The organism is Salinicola sp. JS01 (assembly GCF_030284585.1).
Taxonomy (GTDB): domain Bacteria; phylum Pseudomonadota; class Gammaproteobacteria; order Pseudomonadales; family Halomonadaceae; genus Salinicola.
In genome coordinates, this window is sequence record NZ_CP127244.1 from 2,942,048 (window position 1) to 2,968,078 (window position 26,031).

At 64.9% G+C, this 26,031-nt stretch carries 19 protein-coding genes and 1 pseudogene; 10 read left to right on the forward strand and 10 right to left on the reverse strand.

The window, feature by feature from the left end; translation table 11 throughout:
- Window positions 1-81 precede the first annotated feature (81 nt).
- The gene (locus QO259_RS13500; protein WP_207032547.1) at window positions 82-696 is read right to left on the reverse strand and encodes a BPSL1445 family SYLF domain-containing lipoprotein; all 615 of its coding nucleotides are present in this window, start codon (window positions 694-696) and stop codon (window positions 82-84) included.
- Between the two features lie 238 nt (window positions 697-934).
- On the opposite strand from QO259_RS13500, the gene QO259_RS13505 reads away from it, so the two are divergent.
- The 7 genes from QO259_RS13505 to QO259_RS13535 all read left to right on the forward strand — a co-directional run bounded on the left by QO259_RS13505 (window position 935) and on the right by QO259_RS13535 (window position 11,692).
- Window positions 935-1,936 carry an ABC transporter ATP-binding protein gene (locus QO259_RS13505; protein WP_285950346.1) on the forward strand — a complete coding sequence of 334 codons (1,002 nt, stop codon included), beginning with the start codon at window positions 935-937 and terminating at the stop codon, window positions 1,934-1,936.
- On the forward strand, window positions 1,933-2,694 hold the full coding sequence (locus QO259_RS13510) for an ABC transporter permease (protein ID WP_035470535.1): 762 nt from the start codon (window positions 1,933-1,935) through the stop codon (window positions 2,692-2,694). The genes QO259_RS13505 and QO259_RS13510 overlap by 4 nt, the downstream gene beginning before the upstream one ends.
- A 74-nt stretch (window positions 2,695-2,768) precedes the next feature.
- A complete protein-coding gene (locus QO259_RS13515; protein WP_285950347.1) occupies window positions 2,769-3,881 on the forward strand; it encodes a nucleoid-associated protein in 1,113 nt (370 codons plus the stop codon).
- A gap of 334 nt (window positions 3,882-4,215) precedes the next feature.
- Window positions 4,216-5,847: a methyl-accepting chemotaxis protein gene (locus tag QO259_RS13520; RefSeq protein WP_285950348.1), complete on the forward strand. Its 1,632-nt coding sequence runs from the start codon at window positions 4,216-4,218 to the stop codon at window positions 5,845-5,847.
- 453 nt (window positions 5,848-6,300) lie between these two features.
- Window positions 6,301-7,857 carry a methyl-accepting chemotaxis protein gene (locus QO259_RS13525; protein ID WP_285950349.1) on the forward strand — a complete coding sequence of 519 codons (1,557 nt, stop codon included), beginning with the start codon at window positions 6,301-6,303 and terminating at the stop codon, window positions 7,855-7,857.
- A gap of 241 nt (window positions 7,858-8,098) precedes the next feature.
- Window positions 8,099-9,739 carry a methyl-accepting chemotaxis protein gene (locus QO259_RS13530; protein ID WP_285950350.1) on the forward strand — a complete coding sequence of 547 codons (1,641 nt, stop codon included), beginning with the start codon at window positions 8,099-8,101 and terminating at the stop codon, window positions 9,737-9,739.
- Between the two features lie 300 nt (window positions 9,740-10,039).
- Entirely contained in the window at window positions 10,040-11,692 is a 1,653-nt protein-coding gene (locus QO259_RS13535) for a methyl-accepting chemotaxis protein (protein ID WP_285950351.1), read from the forward strand.
- A 180-nt stretch (window positions 11,693-11,872) separates the two neighbouring features.
- On the opposite strand, the gene QO259_RS13540 is transcribed toward QO259_RS13535, so the two are convergent.
- Entirely contained in the window at window positions 11,873-13,336 is a 1,464-nt protein-coding gene (locus tag QO259_RS13540) for a catalase (protein WP_207032572.1), read from the reverse strand.
- Window positions 13,337-13,515: 179 nt separating this feature from the next.
- Between QO259_RS13540 and QO259_RS13545 the strand changes: the two genes are divergently transcribed.
- A complete protein-coding gene (locus QO259_RS13545) occupies window positions 13,516-13,647 on the forward strand; it encodes a hypothetical protein (protein ID WP_285950352.1) in 132 nt (43 codons plus the stop codon).
- A 20-nt stretch (window positions 13,648-13,667) separates the two neighbouring features.
- On the opposite strand, the gene QO259_RS13550 is transcribed toward QO259_RS13545, so the two are convergent.
- The 6 genes from QO259_RS13550 to QO259_RS13575 all read right to left on the reverse strand — a co-directional run bounded on the left by QO259_RS13550 (window position 13,668) and on the right by QO259_RS13575 (window position 19,596).
- Entirely contained in the window at window positions 13,668-14,087 is a 420-nt protein-coding gene (locus tag QO259_RS13550) for a transcriptional regulator (protein WP_207032576.1), read from the reverse strand.
- A gap of 615 nt (window positions 14,088-14,702) precedes the next feature.
- A complete protein-coding gene (locus QO259_RS13555) occupies window positions 14,703-15,185 on the reverse strand; it encodes a nucleoside deaminase (RefSeq protein WP_285950353.1) in 483 nt (160 codons plus the stop codon).
- Window positions 15,182-16,363 (reverse strand): N-methyl-L-tryptophan oxidase, encoded by a 1,182-nt coding sequence (gene solA, locus QO259_RS13560; protein ID WP_285950354.1) that lies wholly within the window; start codon window positions 16,361-16,363, stop codon window positions 15,182-15,184. Before solA ends, QO259_RS13555 begins: the two co-directional genes overlap by 4 nt.
- Before the next feature lie 50 nt (window positions 16,364-16,413).
- Entirely contained in the window at window positions 16,414-17,769 is a 1,356-nt protein-coding gene (locus tag QO259_RS13565) for a dicarboxylate/amino acid:cation symporter (protein ID WP_285950355.1), read from the reverse strand.
- A 227-nt stretch (window positions 17,770-17,996) separates the two neighbouring features.
- A complete protein-coding gene (gene yghU, locus QO259_RS13570; protein ID WP_285950356.1) occupies window positions 17,997-18,857 on the reverse strand; it encodes a glutathione-dependent disulfide-bond oxidoreductase in 861 nt (286 codons plus the stop codon).
- Between the two features lie 127 nt (window positions 18,858-18,984).
- Window positions 18,985-19,596 (reverse strand): NAD(P)-dependent oxidoreductase, encoded by a 612-nt coding sequence (locus QO259_RS13575; protein WP_207032593.1) that lies wholly within the window; start codon window positions 19,594-19,596, stop codon window positions 18,985-18,987.
- 142 nt (window positions 19,597-19,738) lie between these two features.
- On the opposite strand from QO259_RS13575, the gene QO259_RS13580 reads away from it, so the two are divergent.
- Window positions 19,739-20,200 carry a winged helix-turn-helix transcriptional regulator gene (locus QO259_RS13580; protein ID WP_285950357.1) on the forward strand — a complete coding sequence of 154 codons (462 nt, stop codon included), beginning with the start codon at window positions 19,739-19,741 and terminating at the stop codon, window positions 20,198-20,200.
- A gap of 63 nt (window positions 20,201-20,263) precedes the next feature.
- Here QO259_RS13580 and QO259_RS13585 read toward each other — a convergent pair whose 3' ends face one another.
- Together QO259_RS13585 and QO259_RS13590 are read right to left on the reverse strand one after the other, a co-directional pair.
- The gene (locus QO259_RS13585) at window positions 20,264-21,505 is read right to left on the reverse strand and encodes a M48 family metallopeptidase (RefSeq protein ID WP_285950358.1); all 1,242 of its coding nucleotides are present in this window, start codon (window positions 21,503-21,505) and stop codon (window positions 20,264-20,266) included.
- Between the two features lie 230 nt (window positions 21,506-21,735).
- Complete coding sequence (locus tag QO259_RS13590) at window positions 21,736-23,856, reverse strand: sigma-54-dependent Fis family transcriptional regulator (RefSeq protein WP_285950359.1); 2,121 nt, start codon at window positions 23,854-23,856, stop codon at window positions 21,736-21,738.
- A gap of 369 nt (window positions 23,857-24,225) precedes the next feature.
- Between QO259_RS13590 and QO259_RS13595 the strand changes: the two are divergent.
- A pseudogene (locus tag QO259_RS13595) lies at window positions 24,226-26,026 on the forward strand (NAD(P)/FAD-dependent oxidoreductase).
- The last annotated feature ends 5 nt before the right edge of the window (window positions 26,027-26,031 follow it).

The following is a 26,031-nucleotide window of genomic DNA, read 5'->3' on the forward strand; positions in this document are numbered from 1 at the left end:
GGCGCTGATGTGAGCCGGCGCCATGACCCGAGCCCCCGCCGACTAAGCGGCGGGCGCGGGACATGGCGCCGGCTCAGTGCATTACGGGCGCTCTTTGGAGATCTTGGCGCCGTTGAGCGAGACGCCGCCCTGCAGCCCCTGGTTGTTCATGACGAAGGCGATCACCTCCTGATTGGCGGTGTTATTGGTGATCTGGCCATTGGCGCCGATATCCGCCACCGCCACCCCGGCACTGGCACCCACCGACCAGTCGTTGTCGCTGCGCACGCGGTTGAGCGCCTTGTCGGTCATCAGCAGATAGACCACCGCCTGGGACTGGGCACCGGCCTGGAAGCCGATCGAGCCGCTGGTGGTGGTGTAGTAGCCGGCCTTGGCGCCATCGATGAGCAACTCCCCTTCGCCGTGGCTGGCGCCGACGATGAAGCTGGCGCCGAGCACGCCGGGGAACACCAGCACACCCTTGGCCTGATCTACCAGAGACCGCGACTGCGGCGCCACGCGATAGAGCCGGTCGAGGGTGTTGCTCACGTCCTGATCGAGTTGGCGACGCTCGGCGCGCTGGCTCTCGCGATCCTGTGGTGTGGTGGTGGTACACGCCGAGAGCAGCGTAGTGCCGAGCATGGCGGCGAGCAGCAGCACGCTGGTGCGGCTGGTGAGAGTCGAAAGCGACATGAAACGGGGTGTGGAGCGTGGCATGGATAAGCCTCCTGGCTGGATGACGCGAGCGGCTCGCGCGAAGAGTACCAGCGAACCGCACCGGTACGGGCGCCGGCACGTCAGCGGTCTGTGACATCGTCGTGTATGACAGTCTCGTTATAGACGACCGTTGCCCATTGCGCCTGTCTGCATCTGCCGGGCGGCTCGCGCGCACGGGTCCAGCCCAGGCGTGTTTTCGCCTACAATAGTCACCTTTCACGCCACGATGTTGCCACTCATGAGTCACCCCACAGCCACAGCGTCATCCCCGGCCGCGGCCACTAGCGCGCCCGCCGCCGAGCCTGCGCCGGTGATCGAGATCACCGGGCTTTCAAAGCGCTACGACTCCGGTTTCGAAGCGCTCAAGCAGATCGACCTCGAGATCCGACGTGGCGAGATCTTCGCCCTGCTCGGCCCCAACGGCGCCGGCAAGACCACCCTGATCAGCATCATCTGCGGTCTGGTCAACGCCAGTACCGGCCAGGTCAAGGTGGACGGCCACGACAACGTCAGCGCCTACCGCGCCGCCCGCGCCAAGATCGGCCTGGTACCGCAGGAGCTGACCAGCGACGCCTTCGAGACCGTCTGGAACACGGTACGCTTCAGCCGCGGCCTGTTCGGGCGCAAGGCCGATGACGCCCATATCGAACGGGTGCTGAAGTCGCTGTCGCTCTGGGACAAGCGCAAGAACAAGCTGATCACGCTCTCCGGCGGCATGAAACGCCGCGTGCTGATCGCCAAGGCGCTGGCCCACGAGCCCGAGATCCTGTTCCTCGACGAGCCCACCGCCGGGGTCGACGTGGCGCTGCGCCGCGACATGTGGGAGGTGGTCCGCGAGCTGCGCGCCAGCGGCGTCACCATCATTCTCACCACCCACTACATCGAGGAAGCCGAGGAGATGGCCGACCGGATCGGCGTCATCAACCGCGGCGAGATCGTGCTGGTGCGAGAGAAACAGGCGCTGATGCGCCAGCTAGGCAGCAAGCAGCTCACCCTGCAGCTACAGCAGCCGCTGGCCAGCGTGCCGCCGGCACTGGCGCACTACCCGCTGTCGCTGGACGAAGCGGGCAGCGTGCTGGTCTACACCTACGATGCCAGCGACCCGAATGCCCAGGGGCAGGTGCCGATCAGCACTCTGCTCAACGACATCGAAGCCGCCGGCATTCGCTTCAAGGATCTGCACACCAAGCAGAGCTCGCTGGAAGAGATCTTCGTCAACCTGGTCAGAGAGCGCCAATGAATCTCCAAGCCGTACGCGCCATCTACTGTTTCGAGATGGCCCGGGCCGGCCGTACCCTGCTGCAGAGCCTGGTATCCCCGGTCATCTCCACCTCGCTCTACTTCGTCGTCTTCGGGGCCGCGATCGGTTCGCGTATCCAGGAAGTCGAAGGGGTCAGCTACGGGGCCTTCATCGTGCCCGGGCTGATCATGCTGATGCTGCTCACCCAGAGCGTCTCCAACGCCTCCTTCGGCATCTTCTTCCCCAAGTTCACCGGCACCATCTACGAGGTGATGTCGGCACCGATCTCGTACTTCGAGATCGTGCTCGGCTATGTCGGCGCCGCCGCCTCGAAGTCGGCGGTATTGGGGCTGGTGATCCTGGGCACGGCGAATTTCTTCGTCGACCTGCACATTCTGCATCCGTTCATGATGCTGCTGTTTCTGGTGCTCACCGCGATCACCTTCAGCCTGCTCGGGTTCATCATCGGCATCTGGGCGGACAGCTTCGAGAAGCTGCAGCTGGTGCCGCTGCTGATCATCACCCCGCTGACCTTCCTCGGCGGCAGCTTCTACTCGATCGACATGCTTCCCGAGGTATGGCAGGCGGTCACCCTGGCCAATCCGGTGGTCTATCTGGTCAGCGGTTTCCGCTGGAGCTTCTACGGCATCAGCGACGTCAGCGTGACGGCGAGCCTGATCATGGTGTTCGTGTTCCTGGCCGTCAGCCTGGCGGTGGTCAACTGGATCTTCCGCACCGGCTACCGGCTGCGTCCGTGAGCGCCTGAACCCAATCCGCCCCCGGCACTGCCACCGCAGCGTCGGGGCGTGTCATCCACCGCGTCGAGGTCCCCATGCCCATACTGCAAGCCTGCGCCCACCGCATCGACAAGCGTGGCGACGACAGCCCTGCAACCCTCACCGCCGGCGAAGCGCTGCCCACCGGTGACGCCGCGGAATCGCTGCTGGCCGCGTTGAATCAGAGCTTTCACGCCAAGCCCAAGGCCTGGGGGCACTTTTCGGAACCCCAGACGGCAGCCGACGCCAGCGACGAGGACGAAGCGCCTGGGGCACAAGAGAGCGAGGCGCCCCCGTTCACGCCCGACGCCCAGGTCGGTGCTCAGGCTACCCCTGAAGCCGCGCCGATGCCGCCCTCGCGCTTCGCCGCCGAATTGACACGCTATCGTCGCGGCGAGCTGAACTTCACCGACTTCACCACCCAGGCGGCGCAGGATCTGCTGGCGCTGGTCGACGCCCAGCTCTCCGTCGGCGGCCAGCTCTGGTGCGTGCACAATCGCCAGGGCGAGACGGAGTTTCTGACCGTGGCGCTGCTGCATCAGCGCCACGGCTACGGCTTCGATGCGCAAGGCCAGGTGGTCGAGGTCGACCAGCTCAATCTCGGCCAACTGATGCTGGCGGCGCGTATCGATCTGACCCAGTGGCAGCGTGGCGAGTCGCGTCAGTACATCGCCCACGTGCAGGACCGCGGCAGCAAGAAGACCGGCGAAGCCTTCCGTGAGTGGCTCGGCTGCCGCGAAGGGGTCGATGCCAGCGCCGAGACCCGCACCCTGCTCAAGGCCTTCAGCGACTACGTCGAGCACGAAGACCTCAACGAGGAGGCCAGCCGCGAGAAGACCACCACCCTGATCGACTACGCCAACGCCCAGGCCAAGCGCGGTGAGCCGATCACGCTGGACGAGCTCTCCGAGCTGGTCGACGAGAGCCAGCCCAAGGCGTTCTACGACTACATCCGCAATCAGGACTACGGGCTGGCCGCCGAGATTCCGCCGGACAAGCGCACGCTGCAGCAGTTCAAGCGCTTCACCGGCCGTGCCACCGGCGTCTCGATCAGCTTCGACTCGCACTTGCTGGGCAACAGCATCGAGTATGACGAAGAGCGCGAGCGCCTGATCATCAAGCAGATCCCGGGACAGCTGAAGGATCAGATCAAGCAGCGCGGTCAGTAACGGTACGAAAGCCCGAAGCCCCTTCCTGGCCCGGCGACCCGCCGGGCCTTGTGGCGCAACTCTCTCGCACTCCCCAGTTATCCCCCTGCTCTCCTTCCTGCCAAGCGGGCCGGCAGCGCCTGCCCCTGCTCGTTTATCGCGCTGAGCCTCAGGGTCGTCAGTTCTCCACCGCGATCGATGGCGCGAGCAATGATTCGCAAACTACTTAATTAAAGTTGTCTTAAACCATAATTACATTCCGCCGATATACGCCTTAAGCAGCAGTGTCATGCCGCGTGCTGCCTACCGACTTCCAGGACAAAACCTAGAAGCGTATCCACTCGGGGGAACGAACATGAGAAGTGCGCTACACAGCGTCAAGGGCCGGCTATGCATGGGATTGGGCTTGATCATCCTGCTGCTGGTCGCGATCGGCGTGCAGGGGATCATGAGCAACCGTCAGACCCATCAGGCCATGCAGAGTATCGTCGAAGACAACACCCAGACGATGATCACGCTCGCGACGGTCAGAGCCGCGATTGCCGACAATCGCACCATCTTTGGCAAGATCGGCAGCGCCGAGCCGACACCGGCCCAGCGCCAGGCGATCACCGATAACCGTCAGCGTGCCGATGAAGCCTGGGGGCACTACTACCCGGAACTCGCCACCACCGAGATAGAGCAGAAACTATCGCGCGAATACCTCGACACCTTGACCAAGCTGCGCCAACTGGTGGATGGCGGCGCCGCGGAAACCGAAATCGACGCCGCCTATACCGAGATCTACAAGGTCGTGACCGAGCTCTACCGCCTGGCACGCGAAACGACGCTGTCCGAGTATCAGAAGAGTGTGGCGGACTACCGCACCAGCCTTTACGTGGTCTTCGCGGCCATCGGTATCAGCCTGCTGCTGGCGATCGCCATCGGATGGTGGCTGGCACGCGGCATCCTGCGCCCGCTAAAGGAAGCCACCGGCTTCTCCGCCGCCCTGGCCGAGGGCAACCTGGGCGTGCGCCTCGACGCCCGCTACCGCGACGAGTTCGGGCGCATGCTGGACGCCATGGCCGCCATGCGTGACAAGCTCACCGGCGTGATCCGCGAGGTGGCGAACAATACACGCACCGTGGAGTCGATCTCCGCCGAACTGGCCGCGAGCAACGAGAACCTGAGCCAGCGTACCCAGGAGCAGGCCGCCAGCCTGCAGGAAACCGCCTCGGCCCTGGAGCAGATCACCAACACCGTCAGCCAGAACGCCGACAACGCCGGTCAGGCCGATACCCTAGCCAGCGAAGTCAGCACCCAGGCCAAGCAAGGCGGTGAAGTGGTCGACGAGGCGATCGGCGCCATGCGCGAGATCGACGCCTCCAGCAAGAAGATCTCCAATATTATCGGCATGATCGACGAGATCGCCTTCCAGACCAACCTTCTCGCCCTCAACGCCTCGGTCGAGGCCGCGCGTGCCGGCGAACAGGGCCGCGGCTTCGCCGTGGTCGCCCAGGAAGTACGCCAGCTCGCCAGCCGCAGCGCCGACGCCGCCGGCGAGATCAAGCAGTTGGTCTCCGAGAGCGCCCAGCGCGTGGCCCGTGGTTCCGAGCTGGTCAATCGCTCCGGTGAGACCCTGGCGCAGATCGTCACCAACGTCGAGAAGGTCACCGACCTGGTGTCCGAGATCGCCGTCGCCAGCCGCGAGCAGTCCACCGGTATCCAGCAGATCAACCTGGCGGTGGGCGAGATGGACAGCGTGACCCAGCAGAACGCTACCCTGGTCGAAGAGTCGACTACCGTCACCGGCACCTTGCAGAATCAGGCCGAAATGCTGGCGCAGGAAATCAGCTTCTTCCGCGGCTTCGAAGCAGGCCAAGCGCAGCCGCGCGGCGTGCGCCCCAGCCTTGCCTCACCGGCCACGCAGCCGCGTCAGCCACAGCGCCATTCCCAGCCACAGCGCCGCCAGCCCACCCAGGAAGTGGAGGAGTGGAGCAGCTTCTGACACTCGCGCTTTCACGCCAGCGTATCCCCCAACGATGGAGGATACGCTGGCCTCCTCGTCGCTCTTTCGCCTCCGCCTCGCTGCATCTCCCCCTTCACCTATTCCTCCCCTTCACCTATTCCTCCTCTTCACCTATTCCTCATCTACCCCTCTCCACCTCGTCCTTTGCCCTCACATTGTCTATGCGCTCCGCGCATGCCATTCGTCGTCGCCAGTGAGACGTGTCGTCAATCTAGGCATGCTTCTGCCCCACCAAAAAAAGTTAATATATTAAAATATGATTATTTAAATATAATTAAACCAACAATTTTAATGGGATCTCTAATTTAGATAAGACACCTTTATTAAATAAATGCTCAACAATAATTGAATACGGCCGATAGGCTTTTCGCGGCACTGCGAGGCCTGCCGCGTATTTCCTGCCCGTCAGATTACTTATATAGGAAAGAGAAAATGAGAAGTGCGCTACATAGCGTAAAAGCCCGCCTTTGTCTGGCGCTGGGCCTGATCATCCTCCTGCTGGTCGCCATCGGCGTACAGGGAATCGTGAGCAACCACCAGACCCAGCAAGCCATACGCGCGATCGTCGATGACAATGTGCAAGCGATGATAGAACTCTCCACGATACGGGGCGCCACTGGCGACAACCGTACCCTCTTCGCCAGGGTCAAAGGCAACGTTTTTTCCAACGCCCAGCGCCAGGAGATCGAGAAGAATCGCAAACTCGTCGATGATGCCTGGAATCGCTACTCTCCTGAACTGATCTCCAGCGATGAGCAGCGCCAGAACGCGAAAGTCTTCGTTCAGCAACTGCAAGACCTGCGCCAACTGGTCGACAGCGACCACGCCAGCGATACCCAGATCAACACGGTTTACACCGACCTCTACAAGACCATCACTCAGCTCTATCTCTCGTCACGCAAGGCGACGCTGGCAAACTATCAGCAAAGTCTGGCGGACTATCAGACCGGCCGCACGATCATCATCGCCGCCATTCTCGCGGCCCTGTTGATCGCCATCGCCATCGGCTGGTGGCTGGCACGCGGCATCCTGCGCCCGCTCCAGGAAGCCACCGACTTCTCCACCGCCCTGGCCGAAGGCAACCTGGGCGTGCGCCTGAGTACCCGCTACCGGGATGAGTTCGGGCGCCTGCTGGATGCCATGGCCACCATGCGTGACAAGCTCACCGAGGTAATCCGTGACGTCTCGCACAACGCACGCACGGTAGCGTCGATCTCCGGTGAACTGGCCGCGAGCAACGAAAACCTGAGCCAGCGTACCCAGGAGCAGGCCGCCAGCCTGCAGGAGACCGCCTCGGCGCTGGAGCAGATCACCAACACCGTCAGCCAGAACGCCGACAACGCCGGCCAGGCCGATACCCTCGCCAGCGAGGTGAGCACCCAGGCCAAGCAAGGCGGTGAAGTGGTCGACGAGGCGATCGTCGCCATGCGCGAGATCGATGCCTCCAGCAAGCAGATCTCCAATATCATCGGCATGATCGACGAGATCGCCTTTCAGACCAACCTGCTCGCCCTCAACGCCTCGGTCGAGGCCGCGCGTGCCGGCGAACAGGGCCGCGGCTTCGCCGTGGTCGCCCAGGAAGTGCGTCAGCTTGCCAGCCGCAGCGCCGACGCCGCCGGCGAGATCAAGCAGCTGGTCTCAGAAAGCGCCCAGCGCGTGGCCCGTGGTTCCGAGCTGTTCAATCGCTCCGGCGAGACTCTGGCGCAGATCGTCACCAACGTGGAGAAGGTCACCGATCTGGTGTCCGAAATCGCCGTCGCCAGCCGCGAGCAGTCCACCGGTATCCAGCAGATCAACCTGGCAGTGGGCGAAATGGACAGCGTGACCCAGCAGAACGCCACTCTGGTCGAGGAGTCGACCACGGTGACCTCCAGCCTCCAGGCCCAGGCCGAGCAACTGACCCAGGGGGTGAGCTTCTTCCATGGCTTCGAAGAAGCCTCTGGGCATTCGCAAGGCATGCACGCTCGCCTTGCTTCACCGGCGACGTAGCCTCAACAACCTGGCCTCAACAACCCCGGCGCCGCCACCTACCGGCGCCATCTGCCGGTGTATAGCGCAACCGAAGCCAGAAGAATTTACGAAAAAATTACATAAATTCACGAAAAAAATCGAATCCTGCGAATTTCACTCAACCTCTCTCACGGCTCGCCGATAGTCATAGATGGACCGTGCCATATGCAGTATCGACATGGCGACCCAAGGAAGGCACTACACTAGCGAGGAAGCACAGATGTCAATAATCGCAAAGAGCGTCAAGGCCCGGCTGGTCTTGGCGTTGGGCATATTGATTGCACTCTTGATCGCGGTCGGCGTACAGGGCGTGCTCAGCAACCGCCAGACCCAGGAGGCGATGCGCTCGATCGTCGACGAGAACGTCCAGGCGATGATCGAACTCTCCACGGTGCGCAGCGCCACCGGCGATAACCGCACCCTCTTCGGCAAGGTCAAAGGCAACACGTTCTCCGACGCCCAGCGCCAGGAGATCGAGAAGAACCGTCAGCGTGCCGATGACGCCTGGAACCGTTATTCACCCACACTGATCTCCACCGATACCGAGCGCGAGCTGGCCGCTACCTACGTCCAGCAGCGCCAGGCGCTGCGCAACCTGCTCGACAGTGGCAACGCCAGCGATGCGCAGATCGACGCCGGCTACGCGGGCCTCTACGGCACCATCACCCAGCTCTACCGCTCGGCACGCGAAGAAACGATGGCGAGCTATCAACAGAGCGTGGCGGACTATCAGACCAGCCGCACGATCATCATCGCCGCCATTCTCGTGGCCCTGTTGATCGCCATCGCCATCGGCTGGTGGCTGGCCCGCGGCATCCTGCGCCCGCTCCAGGAAGCCACCGACTTCTCCACCGCGCTGGCCGAAGGCAACCTGGGCGTACGCCTGAGCACTCGCTACCGCGACGAGTTCGGGCGCATGCTAGATGCCATGGCCGCCATGCGTGACAAGCTCACCGGGGTGATCCGCGAGGTGGCGCAGAACGCCCGTAACGTGGAGTCGATTTCCGCCGAACTGGCCGCGAGCAACGAAAACCTGAGCCAGCGCACTCAGGAGCAGGCCGCCAGCCTGCAGGAAACCGCCTCGGCACTCGAGCAGATCACCAACACCGTCAGCCAGAACGCCGACAACGCCGGCCAAGCCGATACCCTCGCCAGCGAAGTGAGCACCCAGGCCAAGCAAGGCGGTGAAGTGGTCGACGAGGCGATCGGCGCCATGCGCGAGATCGACGCCTCCAGCAAGGAGATCTCCAACATCATCGGCATGATCGACGAGATCGCCTTCCAGACCAATCTGCTCGCCCTCAACGCCTCGGTCGAGGCTGCACGTGCCGGCGAACAGGGCCGCGGCTTCGCCGTGGTCGCCCAGGAAGTGCGCCAGCTCGCCAGCCGCAGCGCCGACGCCGCCGGCGAGATCAAGCAGCTGGTCTCCGAAAGCGCCCAGCGCGTGGCCCGTGGCTCCGAGCTGGTCAATCGCTCCGGTGAGACCCTGGCGCAGATCGTCACCAACGTCGAGAAGGTCACCGACCTGGTGTCCGAGATCGCCGTGGCCAGCCGCGAGCAGTCCACCGGCATCCAGCAGATCAACCTGGCGGTGGGCGAAATGGACAGCGTGACCCAGCAGAACGCCACTCTGGTCGAGGAGTCGACCACCGTGACCTCGAATCTGCAGTCTCAGGCCGAACTGCTGGCCCAAGAGGTGCGCTTCTTCCGCGGCTACGATGATGGTGCCCACCACCCTGCGAAACGCACCACCGACAGAGGCACCGCCAGCCTGGCTGCTCCGCAGCGCCAGCCGGCAACCGCCGAGCGTCAACCGCCGCGTCAGGCCTCCGAGGAAGTCGAGGAGTGGAGCAGCTTCTGACGCTCGCGTCACCGGCGCATCGCTCCCCGCTTATCCGATGCGCCAATGGGTAAAACCGATCCTCCGACAGCCACCTTGCCGGAGGATCGGGCCCCGACGATATGCCCTGACTGTCAGCGCATCGAGCACGCACACAGAACGCCAGCCGTGACGCCAGGACTCTCTTTGGTTTCACGAGAAACCGAACGCTAATAGCCTAATTCAATCTATCTCGCTATCCGCCGATAGTTGTAGGCGGACCGTCCCATCGGCCATGTTGGTGAGGCCCATGGACGGCAATACCCCAGCGAGTGATCATGCATGTCAGTCATAGGAAAAAGCGTAAAGGCCAGGCTCGTCGTGGCACTGGGCGTATTGATCGCGCTGTTGATCGCGATCGGCGTCCAAGGCGTTATCAGCAACAGCCAGACGCAGGAGTCGATGCGCTCGATCGTCGAGAGAAACGTGCAGTCGATGATCGAGCTATCCACGCTTAGAGCAACGATCAGCGACAACCGCACGATATTCGCAGTGTCTCGTCGCCAGGAACTCTCGGCCGAGCAGCATCGTGATGTAGAGGCTAACCGCGAGCGCGGTATGGCCGCCTGGAACCGTTATTACCCCAAGCTGATCTCCAACGATGAGCAGCGCCAGCAGGCGGAAAATTTCATCCAGGCGCTGAAGCATCAGCAAAATTTAATGGGTGGCGGGAATCCCTCGGAAAGCGAGATAAGTCAGAGCTACGCCAATCTCTACGCACCGATCGCCGCACTCTATGACGCTTCCCGCAAAGAGACCCTGGCACGCTATCAGCAGAGCTTGGATAACTACCAGACCGGCCGCATGATCATCATCGCCGCCATTCTCGTGGCCTTGTTGATCGCCATCGCCATCGGCTGGTGGCTGGCCCGCGGCATCCTGCGCCCGCTGAAGGAAGCCACCGATTTCTCCACCGCGCTGGCCGAGGGCAACCTGGGCGTGCGGCTCGACGCCCGCTACCGCGACGAGTTCGGCCGTATGCTGGACGCCATGGCCGCCATGCGTGACAAGCTCACCGGGGTCATCCGCGAGGTGGCGCAGAACGCCCGTAACGTGGAGTCGATCTCCGGTGAACTGGCCGCGAGCAACGAGAACCTGAGCCAGCGTACCCAGGAGCAGGCCGCCAGCCTGCAGGAAACCGCCTCGGCCCTGGAGCAGATCACCAACACCGTCAGCCAGAACGCCGACAACGCCGGTCAGGCCGATACCCTAGCCAGCGAAGTCAGCACCCAGGCCAAGCAAGGGGGTGAGGTGGTCGACGAGGCGATCGGCGCCATGCGCGAGATCGACGCCTCCAGCAAGAAGATCTCCAATATCATCGGTATGATCGACGAGATCGCCTTCCAGACCAACCTGCTCGCCCTCAACGCCTCGGTCGAGGCCGCGCGTGCCGGCGAACAGGGCCGCGGCTTCGCCGTGGTCGCCCAGGAAGTGCGTCAGCTCGCCAGCCGCAGCGCCGACGCCGCCGGCGAGATCAAGCAGCTGGTCTCCGAGAGCGCCCAGCGCGTGGCGCGCGGCTCGGAGCTGGTCAATCGCTCCGGTGAGACCCTGGCGCAGATCGTCACCAACGTCGAGAAGGTCACCGACCTGGTGTCCGAAATCGCCGTCGCCAGCCGCGAGCAGTCCACCGGCATCCAGCAGATCAACCTGGCGGTGGGCGAGATGGACAGCGTGACCCAGCAGAACGCTACCCTGGTCGAAGAGTCGACTACTGTCACCGGCACCCTGCAGAATCAGGCCGAAATGCTGGCGCAGGAGATCAGTTTCTTCCGCGGCTATGACGATGGCTCTCGGAAGGCTGCCCAGCGCGCCATCGGCAGCGCCACTGCCGCACTGAGCGCTCCACAACCTCAGGCGAAACCGGCCACGCGCCAGGTCTCGCGACAGTCATCGCACCAAGCGTCGGCGGAAGTCGAGGAGTGGAGCAGCTTCTGACGCTGCGCTGGCGTCTCGGTGAGACGCCAGCACACTGGACACGATGACAACCACATCACAGACAACGGCGCTAGAGACAAGAGCACCATAGACAGCGGCCCCGTCCATCAGGACGGGGCCGCTGTGTTTGCCACGCGGGGTTCACGCCGGCGCCGCGCAAGCCGCGCCCAGCGGCCGGGGTCAACGCCCGCGATTGGCCTTCACGCCCGCCTCCACGCGCTCGCCGATCTTGGCATCGACATTCTTCCAGTACTCGAACACCCGCGACAGTACCGGCTCTTCGACCCCGTTGGAGACATGGCCGACGATATTGTCGACGAGACGATCACGCGCGGCGTCGTCCATCACCTTGTTGACCAGGTCGTTGGCCTGACTCCAGTCGTCATCGGCCGGGCGCAACGTATAGGCCGTGCGCACGAACTCCCCGTCGGCGGACCATACCGCATCTTCCGGGTAACGCTGCGGATCGGCCTTGGCACCGCCCTTGCTGTTTGGCGCGTAGACCGGGTCGCTGGCGTTGTGCATGCGCATGGCGCCGCCCTTGCTATAGCTGTGCACCGGGCAGCGCGGCGTATTGACCGGAATGTGCTTGTAGTTGACCCCCAGCCGGGCGCGATGAGCATCGGCGTAGGAGATCGAACGCGCCAGCAGCATCTTGTCCGGCGATAGCCCGGTACCCGGGACCATGTTGTTGGGCTCGAAGGCAGCCTGTTCGATCTCGCTGTGGAAATCGGTCGGATTCTGGTCGAGCGTCATCTTGCCGACTTCGATCAGCGGATAGTCGCTGTGTGGCCAGACCTTGGTCAGGTCGAACGGGTTGATGTGGTAATCCTTGGCCTCCTCGAACGGCATCACCTGCACGTGCAGGGTCCAGGTCGGGTAGTCGCCGCGCTTGATCGCCTCGAACAGATCGCGACGGTGGTAGTCGGCATCGCTGCCGGCCATCTGATCCGCCTGCTCCTGGGTCATGCACTTGATGCCCTGGTCGGTCTTGAAGTGATACTTGACCCAGAAGCGCTCGCCTTCGGCGTTGACCCACATGTAGGTATGGCTGGAGTAGCCGTTCATGTGGCGCCAGGTGGCGGGAACGCCGCGGTCACCCATCAGCCAGGTCACCTGGTGGGCCGATTCTGGCGCCAGGGTCCAGAAATCCCACTGCATGTCGTGGTCGCGCAGGCCGTTGTCGGCACGGCGTTTCTGCGAGTGAATAAAGTGCTGGAACTTCATCGGATCGCGTACGAAGAACACGGGGGTATTGTTACCCACCATGTCGAAGTTGCCTTCCTCGGTATAGAACTTCAGCGCGAAGCCGCGCGGGTCGCGCCAGGTATCCGGGCTACCGCTCTCCCCCGCCACGGTGGAAAAACGCGCCACCATGTCTGTCTTCTTGCCCGGCTGCAGAAACTTGGCCTTGGTGTAGCGGCTGACATCCTGGGTCACCTCGAAGTGACCGAAGGCGCCGCCGCCCTTGGCGTGGGGCTGACGGTCCGGGATCATCTCACGGTTGAACGCCGCCATCTGCTCCATCAGATAATGATCATGCATGACGATGGGGCCATCCGGGCCCACCGAGAGCGCATTCTCTTCGCTCGAGACGGGGATGCCGGCATCCGTCGTCGTCGGCTTGCGGTTGTCGCTGGTCACGTTGATCTCTCCCTGTTCGACGCGGCGACGCGATGATCGCGTCGCCTCACATCTCCGCCGTGGGCCCTCGACTCGACCACGGACTCTGGGTCAGGACCAGGAAACAGTCGTGGCGATATCAGGGCGATACCAAACGGGGACAGCTTGAAGGTATAGAACCCCACGCGCCGGACTGTCCAATGCCGACTGTCGATGCCGGCATTTTTGATGCCAGCGCTGCTGATGCCAGCACCGGCGAGACCGGCGCTGCCGAGACCAGCGAGACCAGCGAGACCAGCGAGACCAGCTACCGGGCGATACGCCGGGCGTGATCAAGCGACGATCGACGCGCTCAGGACGACAGCTCTGAAAGGTCCGGTTCCAGGCCGCTGGCGCGGGCAAAGGTGAGAATGACCTGACGCAGGAGCTGACGCTGCTCGTCAGGCAAACCGCGGTAGACCCGCAGCACCTCGTCCTCCTCGCCGCCGACTGCGATCGCCCAGGTCGCCTGGGGCGGCTGCGAGCCATCGCAGGCTCGGGCGCCGTAGCGCAGATAGTGCGGCTCCAACCCTAGCCACCCTGCCAGCACCTGAAGCTTGTCCTGGGCAGGGATCGACTCACCGCGTAGCCACCGCCTGACGCCCTGGAACGTCATCGGCGAGCCCCAGTAGCGCAGATTGAACTCCCGCTCCAGTACCGAGGGGCGTGGCTCGTACCCAGCCGAGATCAGTGCCGCTTTCAAGCGCTCGGCAAACAAGGTCTTTTCATCCATGTGAGATAACTTGAACCATTAATTAAAATTCAGTTGCATCTCTGTTTAACCAGTCATTAAAGTGTCGATTAAACGAAGATACGGCTCATAGGCGCGCTGCCCGGCGCCCACTGATGCACCGTGACTGCGATGCGAGAGCGTTCTCACCGCGACGAAGGTTTGTTCTGTCACAGCGTCCCCCGATACGGCATGCGCTCATCCAGCGCCGGTCAGTCCTGGTTGCAGGTGAAGGTGCGGCGTGACGCGTTCGTCAGCTTAGAGAGATTTAACGTAGACACCACAAATCCGCGACTTCGTCGCAAGCATCAGCGGGAGAGTTGGCAGCACAACGATCGAAACAGTGCTGGCATATTGCTGACAGAGTTCTGGCGTATCGCTGACAGAGTGCTGGCGTATTGCTGACAGAGTGGCGGCGTATCGCTGACAAAGCTCCACGCGATATCGCCATCAGGTCGCCTTCATCGAGATCTGGACGACTCACGAAAAGGCCGGGAGCGAGCCCACAGATCGCCAGGCTGAAGAACCGATAGGCCATTAAGGCTCATCGGCCGCAGGAGGGAATGACTTCAGTCGTATCGGGCCGGCAGATCGCCGGCCCGAGGAAAAGCATGGCCGTCAGTGGCCGTGACGACGCCGATGCAGCGCACGTACCTGCTGGTCGAACCCGGCCACGGGCCCCTCGACTTGGAGCCCGGGGACCACCGCGGTGATCGGCAGCGGCGCCACCGGTGGCACCGCCTGGCCCAGCTCGCCGAGCCACGTCATCAGCTGCGCTGCCGAACTGGCGTAGACGATCCGCCCCAGCCCCACCCAGCCGTGCGCCGCAGCGCACATCGGGCAGTGCTCGCCGGAGGTGTAGACGGTAGCCGCGGCGCGCGCTTCGAGGGAGAGATTCTCCGCCGCCCAGCGCGCCAGAGCGAACTCCGGATGGCGGGTGGCATCGCCGCCGGAGATGCGATTGCGATCCTCGGCCAATATCTCGCCGGCGTCACTCACCAGCACACTGCCGAAGGGCTCGTCGCCGGCCTCCAGCGCAGCCTCGGCCAAGGCCACCGCGCGCGCCAGGAAGCGCGCCTGGTCTATATCACTATCACTCATGCGTTCTCCTCACTGGGGATGGAAAAGCGTGCCAGCCCGAAGGCGGCAAGTTCGGGCGCCCGCGTGCCGCGTGATAGCCACTCGCCGAGCACTTCGCCCATCACGCTCGCGAACTTGAAGCCGTGGCCGGAGAAACCGCCAGCGACCACCAGCCCCGGTAGCGGCTCGTCGATCAGGAAGTGCTCGTCGGGAGTCCGAATGTACTGGCATACGGCGCCGTGGCGCAGCGCCCCGACGCCGGGCAGATAGCGCGCGATCACCTGCGCAAGCTCGGGGACGTCATCCGGATGCTCGCCGAACGCCAGCAGCGGCTCTCCCGGCGCCAGCGGCTGGCCCGCGTCATGGCGGCCGATCTTGAACCCGGCACCGTCGATATCGGGAAAACCGTAATAGATGCCCAGTTCGTCGTCGGTGAGGCTGAAGCCCGGAAAACGCTCGCGCTGATAGCGCGCATCCGCGCTGTACCAGGCGAAAGTCTTGCGCACCCGGGTCAGCGGCAGCGTCACCCCCAGCGGTTGCAATAGACCGGCCAGATGCTGGCCGCAGGCCGCCAGCACGCGCTGGGCGCCGAAACAGCGGCCATCGGCGCAGCGGGCCAGGTAACCGCCCGCCGGTAGCGCCTCGAGCGCGACCACCCGTGCGCCGGTGGCCAGGGCCACGCCGGTTTGACGCGCGAGACGCTGGCGCCAGCAGGCGAGGATACGCTCGACCCGCAGCACCCCGGCACGCGCCTCGAAGGCGCCGACATGGGTCTCGCTCAGCGCCCCACGCCCGCCGCGCCAGCCGGGCCACCGCTGCGCCACCCCGGGGCCATCGAGCTGCTCCAGCGGCAGCGCATGGTCGCGCGCGCTGGCCGCGACCTGACGCATGAAGGGCGCGGTCGCCGGGCCGAGGTTGAGCACCCCGGTCGGCAACAGCAGCGACTCGCCGGTCTCGCGCTCGAGCCGCTGCCAGCCCGCCCAGGCGCGCTGGGCCAGCGCCACGTAGCCACCGCCTTCGCCATAGGCGAGCCGGATCAGCCGCGTCTCGCCATGATGGGCGCCTTGATCGTGGGGCGGGTCGTGGGCATCCAGCACCTGTACCGACTCCACCCCGCTGGCGGCGAGATGATCGGCCGCCGCCAGCCCCATACTGCCGCCACCGATGATCAGCAGCTCCGAGTGTGTCACCTGTGTCATGCCTTATCTTGTCCTTTCACAACCGGGGGACGGCGTGGGCCTATCCGACGTCAGGCCGCCGACTCCTGAGCCACCGCCGCGTCGCTCGAGCGCGCTTCGCTACGCGCAATGATCGCACTGCCGGTCAGGTCACCGGTGACGTTTAGCGCGGTGCAGCCCATGCCCACCAGCGCATCGATCGAGGTCAGCAGCGCCACCGTCTCGATCGGCAGGCCGACCTGGGCGAACACCGTGGCGATCATCACGATACCCGCCCCCGGCACCCCGGCGGTACCGATCGAGGTCAGCGTGCCGATCAGCACGATCTCGAGCATGTCGGTGAGATCGAGCGGGATACCCGCCACGTTGGCGGCAAACACCGCCGAGATCGCGATACGGATCGCGGCGCCGTCCATGTTGACGGTCGCCCCCAGCGGCAGGCTGAAGGCGTAGAGACTGCGCGGCAGCCCCAGACGCTGCGCCGCGTCGAGCGTCAGCGGCAGCGTGCCGCTGCTGCTCTGGGTGGCGAAGGCGGTCGCCATCGGCGTGCGCGCCTCGCGGAAGAAGGCCCCGAGAGGCACCCCGAAGCTCTTCATCAGAACGCAGTAGAGCAGCAGATGCACGGCCAGCGCCAGGTAGAGCACCAGCACCATGCTGCCGAGGGAGAGAATCGTGCCCAGCCCCTGCTTGGCCACGGTGCCGGTGACGATGGCGAAGACCCCGATCGGCACGAACTGCAGCACCCCGGCCATCACCTTCATGGTCATCGCGTTGAGCCCTTCGATCACGCCATAGAGCTTCTCCGCCAGCTCGCCCTGGTTCTTTTCATCGGACCGAGCCTGTTCATCGGCCCGGGGCTTTTCATCTGAACGACCATCGCCGTCGGCCTGGGCCGCGTCCTCGAGGGCCGCATCTTTGAAAGCCGCCCCGCGCTGACGCAGCTTGAGCAGCGCGATCCCGAACACGAAGGCGGTGAAGATGATCCCCAGCAGATTGGGCTCCGCCAGCGCGGCGACGATATTGCTGGGCACGATCGACAGCAGCACGCTGACGATACCGGGGTTCTCCGGGACCGCGACGCTGGCGCTGTCATCGAGGGTCATGCCACTGCCCGGCGAGAGCAGCGAGGCAACGGCCAGCCCGACCACGATCGCCAGCGCCGAGGTCACCACGTAGTAGACGAACACCTTGCCACCCATGCGCCCGAGCCGCCCCAGCTCGGCCTGATTGATCCCCACGATCAGCGTGAACAGCACGATCGGCACGATCAGGAACTTGAGCAAGCGCAGCAGCAGATCGCCCAGCGGCGCCACCCAGGCGGCCAGGGTTTCGCCGCCCAGCAGGCCGGCAGCGAGGCCCAGCACCAGGGCGATGGTGACACGCAGAATCAGAGAAGCATCGAGATAAGCGCGAAAGAGTGACGTCATGAGCAAGCCTTGATGGTGGGATGACGAGCGTCCCGCGAGAGGCGGACCGCAGCGGCACGCAACAGCCGAGCCGCTGACCGTATGGATACATTATCGACGTATATTCCACCCGGCCGCCAACGCCGATCGCCAATCTAGGCAGTCAACCCTGACCGGCTTCGGGATCGCAGCCCCGGATACGCAAAACCCGGCCAGGAGGCCGGGTCGTCAGCGAACACGCGGTGGGTTCAACCGCCGAGCTTGTCCTGGGTGCGGGTATCGAAATCGCTGGCGTCGTGACGCTCGTGGAGCTGGCTGGACGGTTCGCCGAAGGTACGGTTGACCATCCGCCCGCGCTGCACCGCCGGGCGTGCGTCGATCTCCTTGGCCCAGCGCTGCACGTGGGTGTAGCTCTCGACCTGCAGGAACTCCGCCGCATCGTAGAGCCGTCCCAGGGCGAGCTGACCATACCAGGACCAGTTGGCGATATCGGCGATGGTGTACTCGTCACCGGCAAGATAGCGCGATTCGGCCAGACGCCGGTCGAGCACGTCGAGCTGGCGCTTGGTCTCCATGGTGAAGCGGTCGATCGGATACTCCAGCTTCTCCGGCGCGTAGGCGTAGAAGTGGCCGAAACCGCCACCCAGATAGGGCGCGCTGCCCATCTGCCAGAACAGCCAGTTGAGAGTTTCCACCCGCGTGGCGGTGTCCTGCGGCAGGAAGGCGCCGAACTTCTCCGCCAGGTGCAGCAGGATCGAACCGGACTCGAAGACCCGCAGCGGCTTGTCACCGCTGTAGTCCATCAGCGCCGGGATCTTGGAGTTGGGGTTGACCTCGACGAAGCCGCTGCCGAACTGATCGCCCTCACCGATATTGATCAGCCAGGCGTCGTACTCGGCGTCCTTGCCCAGTGCCAGCAGCTCCTCGAACATCACCCCGGCCTTGACCCCGTTGGGGGTGGCCAGCGAGTAGAGCTGGAACGGGTGCTTGCCCACCGGCAGCGCTTTCTCGTGGGTGGGCCCGGCCACCGGACGGTTGATGCTGGCGAACTTGCCGCCGCTCTCTTTGGGTTCCCAGACCTTGGGGGGCGTATAGCCAGTGTCACTCATGCAACTTCTCCACTCTTGGTCGATAGCGCGCGAAGCGCCTGTGTGAAGAAAGGTAGCTGGTTAATGGCCTGCGATCGAGGGGCGGTGATCGAAGCGCCACGCCCACGGCCATCCTCGATCGCGCTTTTCAGTAGCCGACGGTGAAGCGCTGACGTATATGGCGCGGGGTTTCCAGCTCGTCCACCAGGGCGATGGCATAGTCCTCGAACGAAATGCGTGAGCCCTCCGCGTAGGTCAGCAGCGTATCCTGCCCCAGCCGGAAGCGGCCGGTACGCTCGCCGGGCACGAATTCGGCGGACGGCGAGAGGAAGGTCCAGTCGAGATCCGTCACCGCCTGCAGCCGCTCGAGGAATTCACCACCTCGGGCCGCCTCGGCGCGGTAGGCTTCGGGGAAGTCCGGCTGATCGATCAGCCGCTGACCGGGCGCCACCTCCAGGCTGCCGGCACCGCCGACCACCAGATAGCGCTTGACGCCGGCATCGCGAACCGCGCCGAGCAGCGTCTCGACGTCGCTGGCGACAAAATGCACCGCACTGATCACTGCGTCGTGCCCAGCGAGCAGCGCCGCTAGCGCCTGGCGATCGTTGGCATCGCCGGCGACCGGCGAGACACCCTCATGCTGGGCGATCTTCTCGGGGTGGCGGGCGATCGCCGTCACCTGATGGCCGCGGGCGGCGAGTTCGGCGAGGATGCGCGATCCGGCATTACCGGAGGCACCGATCAGAGCAATCTTGGCCATGGGTTCTTCCTTCGATGAGTCGAGTAGAGGACATGGGTCTACAAACTGGACCGTGAAGCAGAATCTATGCGAGTTTTACCCCTCTCACAAGAAGTCACGCCGGCCTGACCCGGTCACACCCGACTGACCTATGACCACCGCCATGGCTGCCATTATCGAGATTCCGGTCGCCATCCCGATCACGAGGAGACACCCCACGAGCGACCGAGCGCTCCCGTCAGATACGCCTTCACCCGACGTCTCCGAGACGCAGACGTTCGCCCAGCCCTGCCCGATCCGCGACGTGCTCGACCGGATCGGCGATCAGTGGAGCCTACTGGTGCTAGAGTGCCTGGCCCCCGGCACCCGCCGCTTCAATGCGCTACTGCGGGAGATCGGCGATATCTCCAAGCAGATGCTGTCGCGCACGCTCAAGCAGCTCGAGCAGGATGGCCTGGTGACGCGAACGGTGTACCCGGAGGTACCTCCTCGGGTCGAATACACCCTGACCGATCTCGGCCGCTCGCTGCTGACGCCGGTCGCCGCCCTGGTCGCCTGGGCCGAACAGCATCAGCCTGAAGTGAACGCAGCGCGCGAGCGCTACCAGCGAGCTATAGAGCGCTGAGCGCCGGAGAATACGCGGTCATTGGCCGGCGCTCGGGAGAGGTGGTCTAAAAGGAGAGGGGATCTAAGGCGACGTCTCCCCGAGGCAGTGCTCGGGTACGGGGTCCGGCACCAGGGTGTCACTCATGCAGACCCAGGTCATGCCGTCGAGTTCGTCCTGTGCGTCGAAGCGCGGGTAAGGGTTCAAGGTCAGGCTCTGGCCCGCCAGCCGACCGCCGGCGAAGGTGTATTCGAGCTCACCCTCGCTGCCGAGTTCGAGCGTGGCCGGTACGGCGGTATCGCTGTGGCGGCTGACGATCCCCAACTGATCCAGCGTCGAGGGCCACTCCATTTCGCGCAGCGCAAAAGCGGTGAGCGCTTCCCGATCCGGGTCGGTCTGTTCGATGAAGCGCGTCAACTGCGCCTTGGCCTGATACTGCTGAAACGCCTGCACGCCGAACACCGCCGCGACGGCGATGATCACCACGAACACCAGCGCACCGGCGCCACCGAGCCCGGGAACCCGCGGGCAGAATGCCGCGAAACACCAGGCCAGCGGATGGCGGCGTGGCTGCGAAGGCGTCTCACCCCGGGCGAGCTGGAGAATCGCGTGGGCCCGTTTGGCGGTCCAGGGGTAGTCGCCGATCAGCTCGTTCAGCGAGGCCCAGAACCCCTTGACGTCGTGGCGCTGGGCGGCGAACACCTCGAGATCGAGGTTGGCGTGGCGCGAACCGCCAGCCGCCAGCGCCGACATGGCGGCGAAGGCCGCGTCCGGGTCCGGGCAACAGGCCAGCCCGTGCCGGTCGCAGGTGTACTCGCACGCGCGGCGGTAAGCAGCGCCCAGCAGCGGCAACCAGGCCGCGATCGCGACCACGAGCCCTTTACTCAGATGCCCGCGCCGGATATGCCCCAGCTCGTGACCGATGTAGAAGCGCAGCGCTTCCGGACGATCTTCCAGCGCATCGACCACCGAGGAGTAAAGCACCACATAGTGGCGACGCAGGAAGCGGGTAGCGAGCGCATTGAACAGCCCATCGGCATGCAGCAGATAGGCCTCCGGCGGCCGCTCTATGCCCACGATCCGGCAGCAGTCTTCGACATCCGCCGCCAGCGCCGGAAACTGCTGCGCGCTAATGCGAACCCCATTGCCACGGATCGTGGAGATGAACGCAGACTGCACGAACAGAGCACCCACCCAGATGAACAACAGATAGACCAATACCAAGCCCAGCGACGCGACAAAGAGCAACGCCCAAAGCGTGACGGCAATCACCATGAGCACAGCGAAGCGTCGCCGCTCCCCCGGATAAATCAGAGAAAATTGCATCAATGTTCCCTTGTTTTCGTATTCTTTTTGAGTGGCGGCGTCGGCTCGGAGACACCACCAGAATCGTCATCAGCCGCGTATGAGAAGCACCCAAGCGAGCGCGGCATATCGCACCGCGCTGAATCGTATCCCGAGCTTTGGGCAATATTCCAGGGCAAAATGGTGACGCGGCGGCGAGCGCGACGAACGATGACATCGAAGCGTCAGTGAGTCGCCGAAAGGCTTGCGCCTCAGTCGCCGAGCGCCTCGCGCCGGTTGGGCGGGACGAGCCCATGGCGGCGCATGCGCCGGTAGAGCGTCGGCCGCGACACGCCCAACTGGCGCGCCACCTGACTGACGTTCCAGCCCGCCTGGGCCAGAGCACGCGCCAGTGACTCGGCCTCGGTCGGCGCGTCGTCGCTGTCATGCCTCAACGGGGGCGTCGTGGGTGTCGCCGATGTCGGGGAGAAGTGTGGCGCTGCGCCCCGATCGGCGCGGCAGCCCTCGGGCAGGTCGTGCACGGTGATCGCTTCCCCCTCGCGGGTGGCGAGGGCGAATGCCAAGGCACTCTTGAGCTGGCGCACATTGCCCGGCCAGGGGGCGTCGAGCAGCGCGTTCATGGCGTCGCCACGCAGAGGTGCCGAGACGCCCTGCTCGGCGCCCAGCGCGGCGAGTAGACGCTGGATCAGATAGCGACGGTCGGCGCGCTCGCGCAGCGGTGGCAACACCAGCTCGGCGCCGTTGAGGCGGTAGTAGAGATCCTCGCGGAAGCGGCCCTCGGCGATCAGCGCGGCGAGGTCGCGATGGGTAGCGGTGACCACCCGCAGCGCCACCTTGACCGGCCGCTCGGCACCCAGCGGCATCACCTCCTGCTCCGCCAGCACCCTTAATAGACGGCTCTGCAGCGCCAGCGGCATGTCGCCGATCTCGTCGAGGAACAGCGTGCCGCCGTCGGCCTGCGGGATCAGACCGCGCATGCCCTTGGGGTTGCCGCCGGTAAAGGCCCCGGGCAGATAGCCGAACAGCTCGCTCTCGATCAGCGACTCGGGTATCGCCGCGCAGTTGACCGCGACAAAGGGGCCTCCGGCACGGTCGCCGCTGGCGTGCAGCGCGCGCGCCAGCAGCTCCTTGCCGGTGCCGGTCTCGCCTCGGATCAGCACATTGAGCGGCTGCCGGCAGAGCCGCCGGGCCAGGCCCAGCAGCCGCTGCATCGCCGGGTCGTCCCCCGCCAGGCGATCCAGCGCCGGCGTCGAGATGGGCGCCACCCGATCGTGGGACGCGGTGGCGACGTCACTCGCCATGTCCGTCGCCATGTCCGTCGCAATGTCCCTCGCAATGTCCGTCGCGATGCCACTTGCCATGTCTCTCATGGTGCCGGTCGTCGCCGCGTCACGCTGCCGCGCACGCCCACCACGCGGCTCGACCAGCGCAGCGAAGCGGATATCGCCGCTGGCACGCAGGCGCAGGGCGCGCAGCTGGTCCGGCTCGCAGCGCGGTAGCGCCAGCAGATCATCGAGTTCGGCCTCGAACAGCTGGGTCACCCAGATCGGTGCCGGCGGCGTGCGCCGGGCGTGGGCGTCGATCAGCGCCCGGCCCTCGCCGTTGGCGGCGAGCACCCGCCCCTGTGGGTCGAAGGCGAGCAGCCCGCGGCCATTGAAATGGACGAAGGCACGGGTGGTATCGAAGCGCAGGATGGTGGTATCGCGGTAGCGATGCAGGAAGTAGGCGTCCTCGATCATCCGCGCATAGAGCGTGACCAGCGGCAGCGCAAAGCTCTGGCTCTCCAGGCCACGCGGTGACTGCAGCGCCGAGATATCGAGCACCGCGATAGGCCGCCCCTGGGGGTCATGAATCGGCGCCGCGGTACAGGTGAGCGCGATGTGAGTAGCGTCGAAGTGCTCACGCTGATGGCAGGTCAGGGCGCGCGACTCATGAATGCAGGTGCCTACGGCGCAGGTGCCGGCATGGCGCTCGTCCCAGTCGGCGCCGAGATAGAGCCCGGCGCGACGCAGCGCGGCATCCTGCGCTGGATGACCGCGGAAGTCGACGGTGACTCCGTGCCGGTCGGTCAGCAGCAGGACATAGCCCATCGGCGCGACCTGGGCGAAGAGCTGGTCGACCCCGGCCCGGGCCACATACAGGAGCTCATCGACCGGCTCGCGCGAGTCGACCAGCGCCTCCTGGGTCAGCACGCGTACCGGCTGCGGGCGGCTGGGGTCGAGCCGGTAATCATCGACGCAGCGCCGCCAGGAGCGCTGGATGATCTCGCGCCCTGCCAACGCCTCGCGCCCCTCACCCAGACGCGCCACCGCCGCAATGTGCTGACGCTGCGCTTGTTCGAACCTGCCCGCCTTGGTCAAGCCGAGTTCCATACCGACGCCTCCTGCCGATGGCCTGCTGCCAGCCCGCGCCTGTGCGCCAAGCCGGCGCGCGACGGCCAGTCCGGTCTCCAGACTACGCTCTCGCGGCTGGCTGACGCCCTTGTCCGTTGGTCGCAGCGGCACTGCCCGACGTGACAGCTGTCACAGGCGACGTTACAGCTATGACGCCCCGGCGTTACACCCGCACCATCGGCGCGCTCGTGCCGCGCCCTCGACCTGACCGCCCTTCCCGCAAAATGCCTTTTTATCAGCCACTTGAATCATAAGACCAAAGCACTAGCACGGTCTGGCACGCGCGCTGCAAAGCGTTGAGCCGAGCGCCCTGTGCGCCACATCCCATAGCAATAACAGGAGCAGACCATGCCCGCATCTACCCCGACCCAGCAGGCCGCACAGTGGCTGGCGGATTTCGACGCCGCCCTGCGCGCCGGGGATATTCCGCGCGCCACCGCGCTGTTTCGTGCCGACGGCTACTGGCGCGACCTGGTCGCCTTCACCTGGAATCTGAAGACCCTGGAGGGCCGCGCCGAGATCGCCGCGATGCTCGAGGCCGCCCTGGCGCGTACCGCCCCCAGCCAGTGGCAGCTCGACGGCGAAGCCAGCGAGAGCGACGGTGTGATCGAAGCCTGGTTCACCTTTGCCACCGGGGTCGCCACTGGCAAGGGGCTGCTGCGCCTCAAGGAGGGCCAGTGCTGGACCCTGCTGACCACGATGCAGGCGCTCCAGGACTACCCCGAGCCGCGCGGCCGCAACCGCCCCAAGGGTGCCGAGCACGGCGCCAACAAGACGCGCGAGACCTGGCGCGAGGCGCGTGAGCGCGAAGCCGCCGAGCTGGGCATCACCCGCCAGCCCTACTGTCTGATCATCGGTGGCGGCCAGGGTGGCATCGGCCTCGCCGCGCGTCTGCGCCAGATGAACGTGCCGACCCTGGTGATCGACAAGCACGAACGCCCCGGAGATGCCTGGCGCAAGCGCTACAAGTCGCTGTGCCTGCACGACCCGGTGTGGTACGACCACCTGCCCTATCTGCCCTTCCCGGACAACTGGCCGGTGTTCGCGCCCAAGGACAAGATCGGCGACTGGCTGGAGATGTATGTACACCCGGGTAATGGAGCTCAACTACTGGTCCAGTACCGAGTGCGAGAGCGCCAGCTTCGACGAAGCCAGCGGTGAATGGACAGTGAAGGTAGTGCGCGACGGTGAGCCGTTGACGCTCAGGCCCAAGCAGTTGGTGCTCGCCACCGGCATGTCCGGCGTCCCCAACGTGCCGCACTTTCCCGGGGCCGAGGACTTCGCCGGCGAGCAGCACCACTCCAGCCAGCACCCGGGGCCGGATGCCTACCGCGGCAAAAAGGTCGTCGTGGTGGGTGCCAACAACTCGGCCCACGACATCTGCGCCGCGCTGTGGGAGAACGACGCCGACGTCACCATGGTGCAGCGCTCCTCGACCCATATCGTCAAATCCGACTCGCTGATGCAGCACGCCCTCGGCCCGCTCTACTCCGAGGAGGCGCGGGCCAATGGCATCACCACCGACAAGGCGGACCTGATCTTCGCCTCGATCCCCTACCGCCTGCTGCCCGACTTCCAGCGCCCCGCCTTCGACGCCATCCGCGAGCAGGACGCCGACTTCTACCGGCGTCTCGAACGCGCGGGCTTTCTGCTCGACTTCGGCGCCGACGATTCGGGCCTGTTTCTCAAGTACCTGCGCCGCGGTTCCGGCTACTACATCGACGTCGGCGCCAGCGAACTGGTCGCCAGCGGCGAGATCAAGCTCTGCAGCGGGGTCGACGTGGCCCGGATCAACCGCCACTCGGTGAGCCTGAGCGACGGCCGCGAGCTGCCCGCCGATCTGATCGTCTACGCCACCGGCTACGGCTCGATGAACGGCTGGGCGGCCAAGATCATCTCGCAGGAGGTCGCCGACAAGGTCGGCAAGTGCTGGGGAATGGGCTCGGACACCCCCAAGGACCCCGGCCCCTGGGAGGGCGAGCTGCGCAACATGTGGAAGCCGACCCAGCAGCCGGCGCTGTGGTTCCACGGCGGCAACCTGCACCAGTCACGCCACTACTCGCACTATCTGGCGCTGCAGCTGAAGGCACGTCTCGAAGGTATCGAGACACCGGTCTACGGATTGCAGCCGGTCCATCACCTGGCGTGATCGCC

What these genes read in the sequence shown, in the direction of transcription:
- QO259_RS13555 (WP_285950353.1), bottom strand. Translation starts at nt 15,185, where the DNA reads ATGAGTGATAGTGATATAGACCAGGCGCGCTTCCTGGCGCGCGCGGTG.
- solA (WP_285950354.1), bottom strand. Translation starts at nt 16,363, where the DNA reads ATGACACAGGTGACACACTCGGAGCTGCTGATCATCGGTGGCGGCAGT.
- QO259_RS13530 (WP_285950350.1), top strand. Translation starts at nt 8,099, where the DNA reads ATGTCAATAATCGCAAAGAGCGTCAAGGCCCGGCTGGTCTTGGCGTTG.
- QO259_RS13580 (WP_285950357.1), top strand. Translation starts at nt 19,739, where the DNA reads ATGGCTGCCATTATCGAGATTCCGGTCGCCATCCCGATCACGAGGAGA.
- QO259_RS13575 (WP_207032593.1), bottom strand. Translation starts at nt 19,596, where the DNA reads ATGGCCAAGATTGCTCTGATCGGTGCCTCCGGTAATGCCGGATCGCGC.
- QO259_RS13545 (WP_285950352.1), top strand. Translation starts at nt 13,516, where the DNA reads ATGCCGACTGTCGATGCCGGCATTTTTGATGCCAGCGCTGCTGATGCC.
- QO259_RS13565 (WP_285950355.1), bottom strand. Translation starts at nt 17,769, where the DNA reads ATGACGTCACTCTTTCGCGCTTATCTCGATGCTTCTCTGATTCTGCGT.
- QO259_RS13500 (WP_207032547.1), bottom strand. Translation starts at nt 696, where the DNA reads ATGCCACGCTCCACACCCCGTTTCATGTCGCTTTCGACTCTCACCAGC.
- yghU (WP_285950356.1), bottom strand. Translation starts at nt 18,857, where the DNA reads ATGAGTGACACTGGCTATACGCCCCCCAAGGTCTGGGAACCCAAAGAG.
- QO259_RS13550 (WP_207032576.1), bottom strand. Translation starts at nt 14,087, where the DNA reads ATGGATGAAAAGACCTTGTTTGCCGAGCGCTTGAAAGCGGCACTGATC.
- QO259_RS13515 (WP_285950347.1), top strand. Translation starts at nt 2,769, where the DNA reads ATGCCCATACTGCAAGCCTGCGCCCACCGCATCGACAAGCGTGGCGAC.
- QO259_RS13505 (WP_285950346.1), top strand. Translation starts at nt 935, where the DNA reads ATGAGTCACCCCACAGCCACAGCGTCATCCCCGGCCGCGGCCACTAGC.
- QO259_RS13510 (WP_035470535.1), top strand. Translation starts at nt 1,933, where the DNA reads ATGAATCTCCAAGCCGTACGCGCCATCTACTGTTTCGAGATGGCCCGG.
- QO259_RS13535 (WP_285950351.1), top strand. Translation starts at nt 10,040, where the DNA reads ATGTCAGTCATAGGAAAAAGCGTAAAGGCCAGGCTCGTCGTGGCACTG.
- QO259_RS13525 (WP_285950349.1), top strand. Translation starts at nt 6,301, where the DNA reads ATGAGAAGTGCGCTACATAGCGTAAAAGCCCGCCTTTGTCTGGCGCTG.
- QO259_RS13590 (WP_285950359.1), bottom strand. Translation starts at nt 23,856, where the DNA reads ATGGAACTCGGCTTGACCAAGGCGGGCAGGTTCGAACAAGCGCAGCGT.
- QO259_RS13585 (WP_285950358.1), bottom strand. Translation starts at nt 21,505, where the DNA reads ATGCAATTTTCTCTGATTTATCCGGGGGAGCGGCGACGCTTCGCTGTG.
- QO259_RS13520 (WP_285950348.1), top strand. Translation starts at nt 4,216, where the DNA reads ATGAGAAGTGCGCTACACAGCGTCAAGGGCCGGCTATGCATGGGATTG.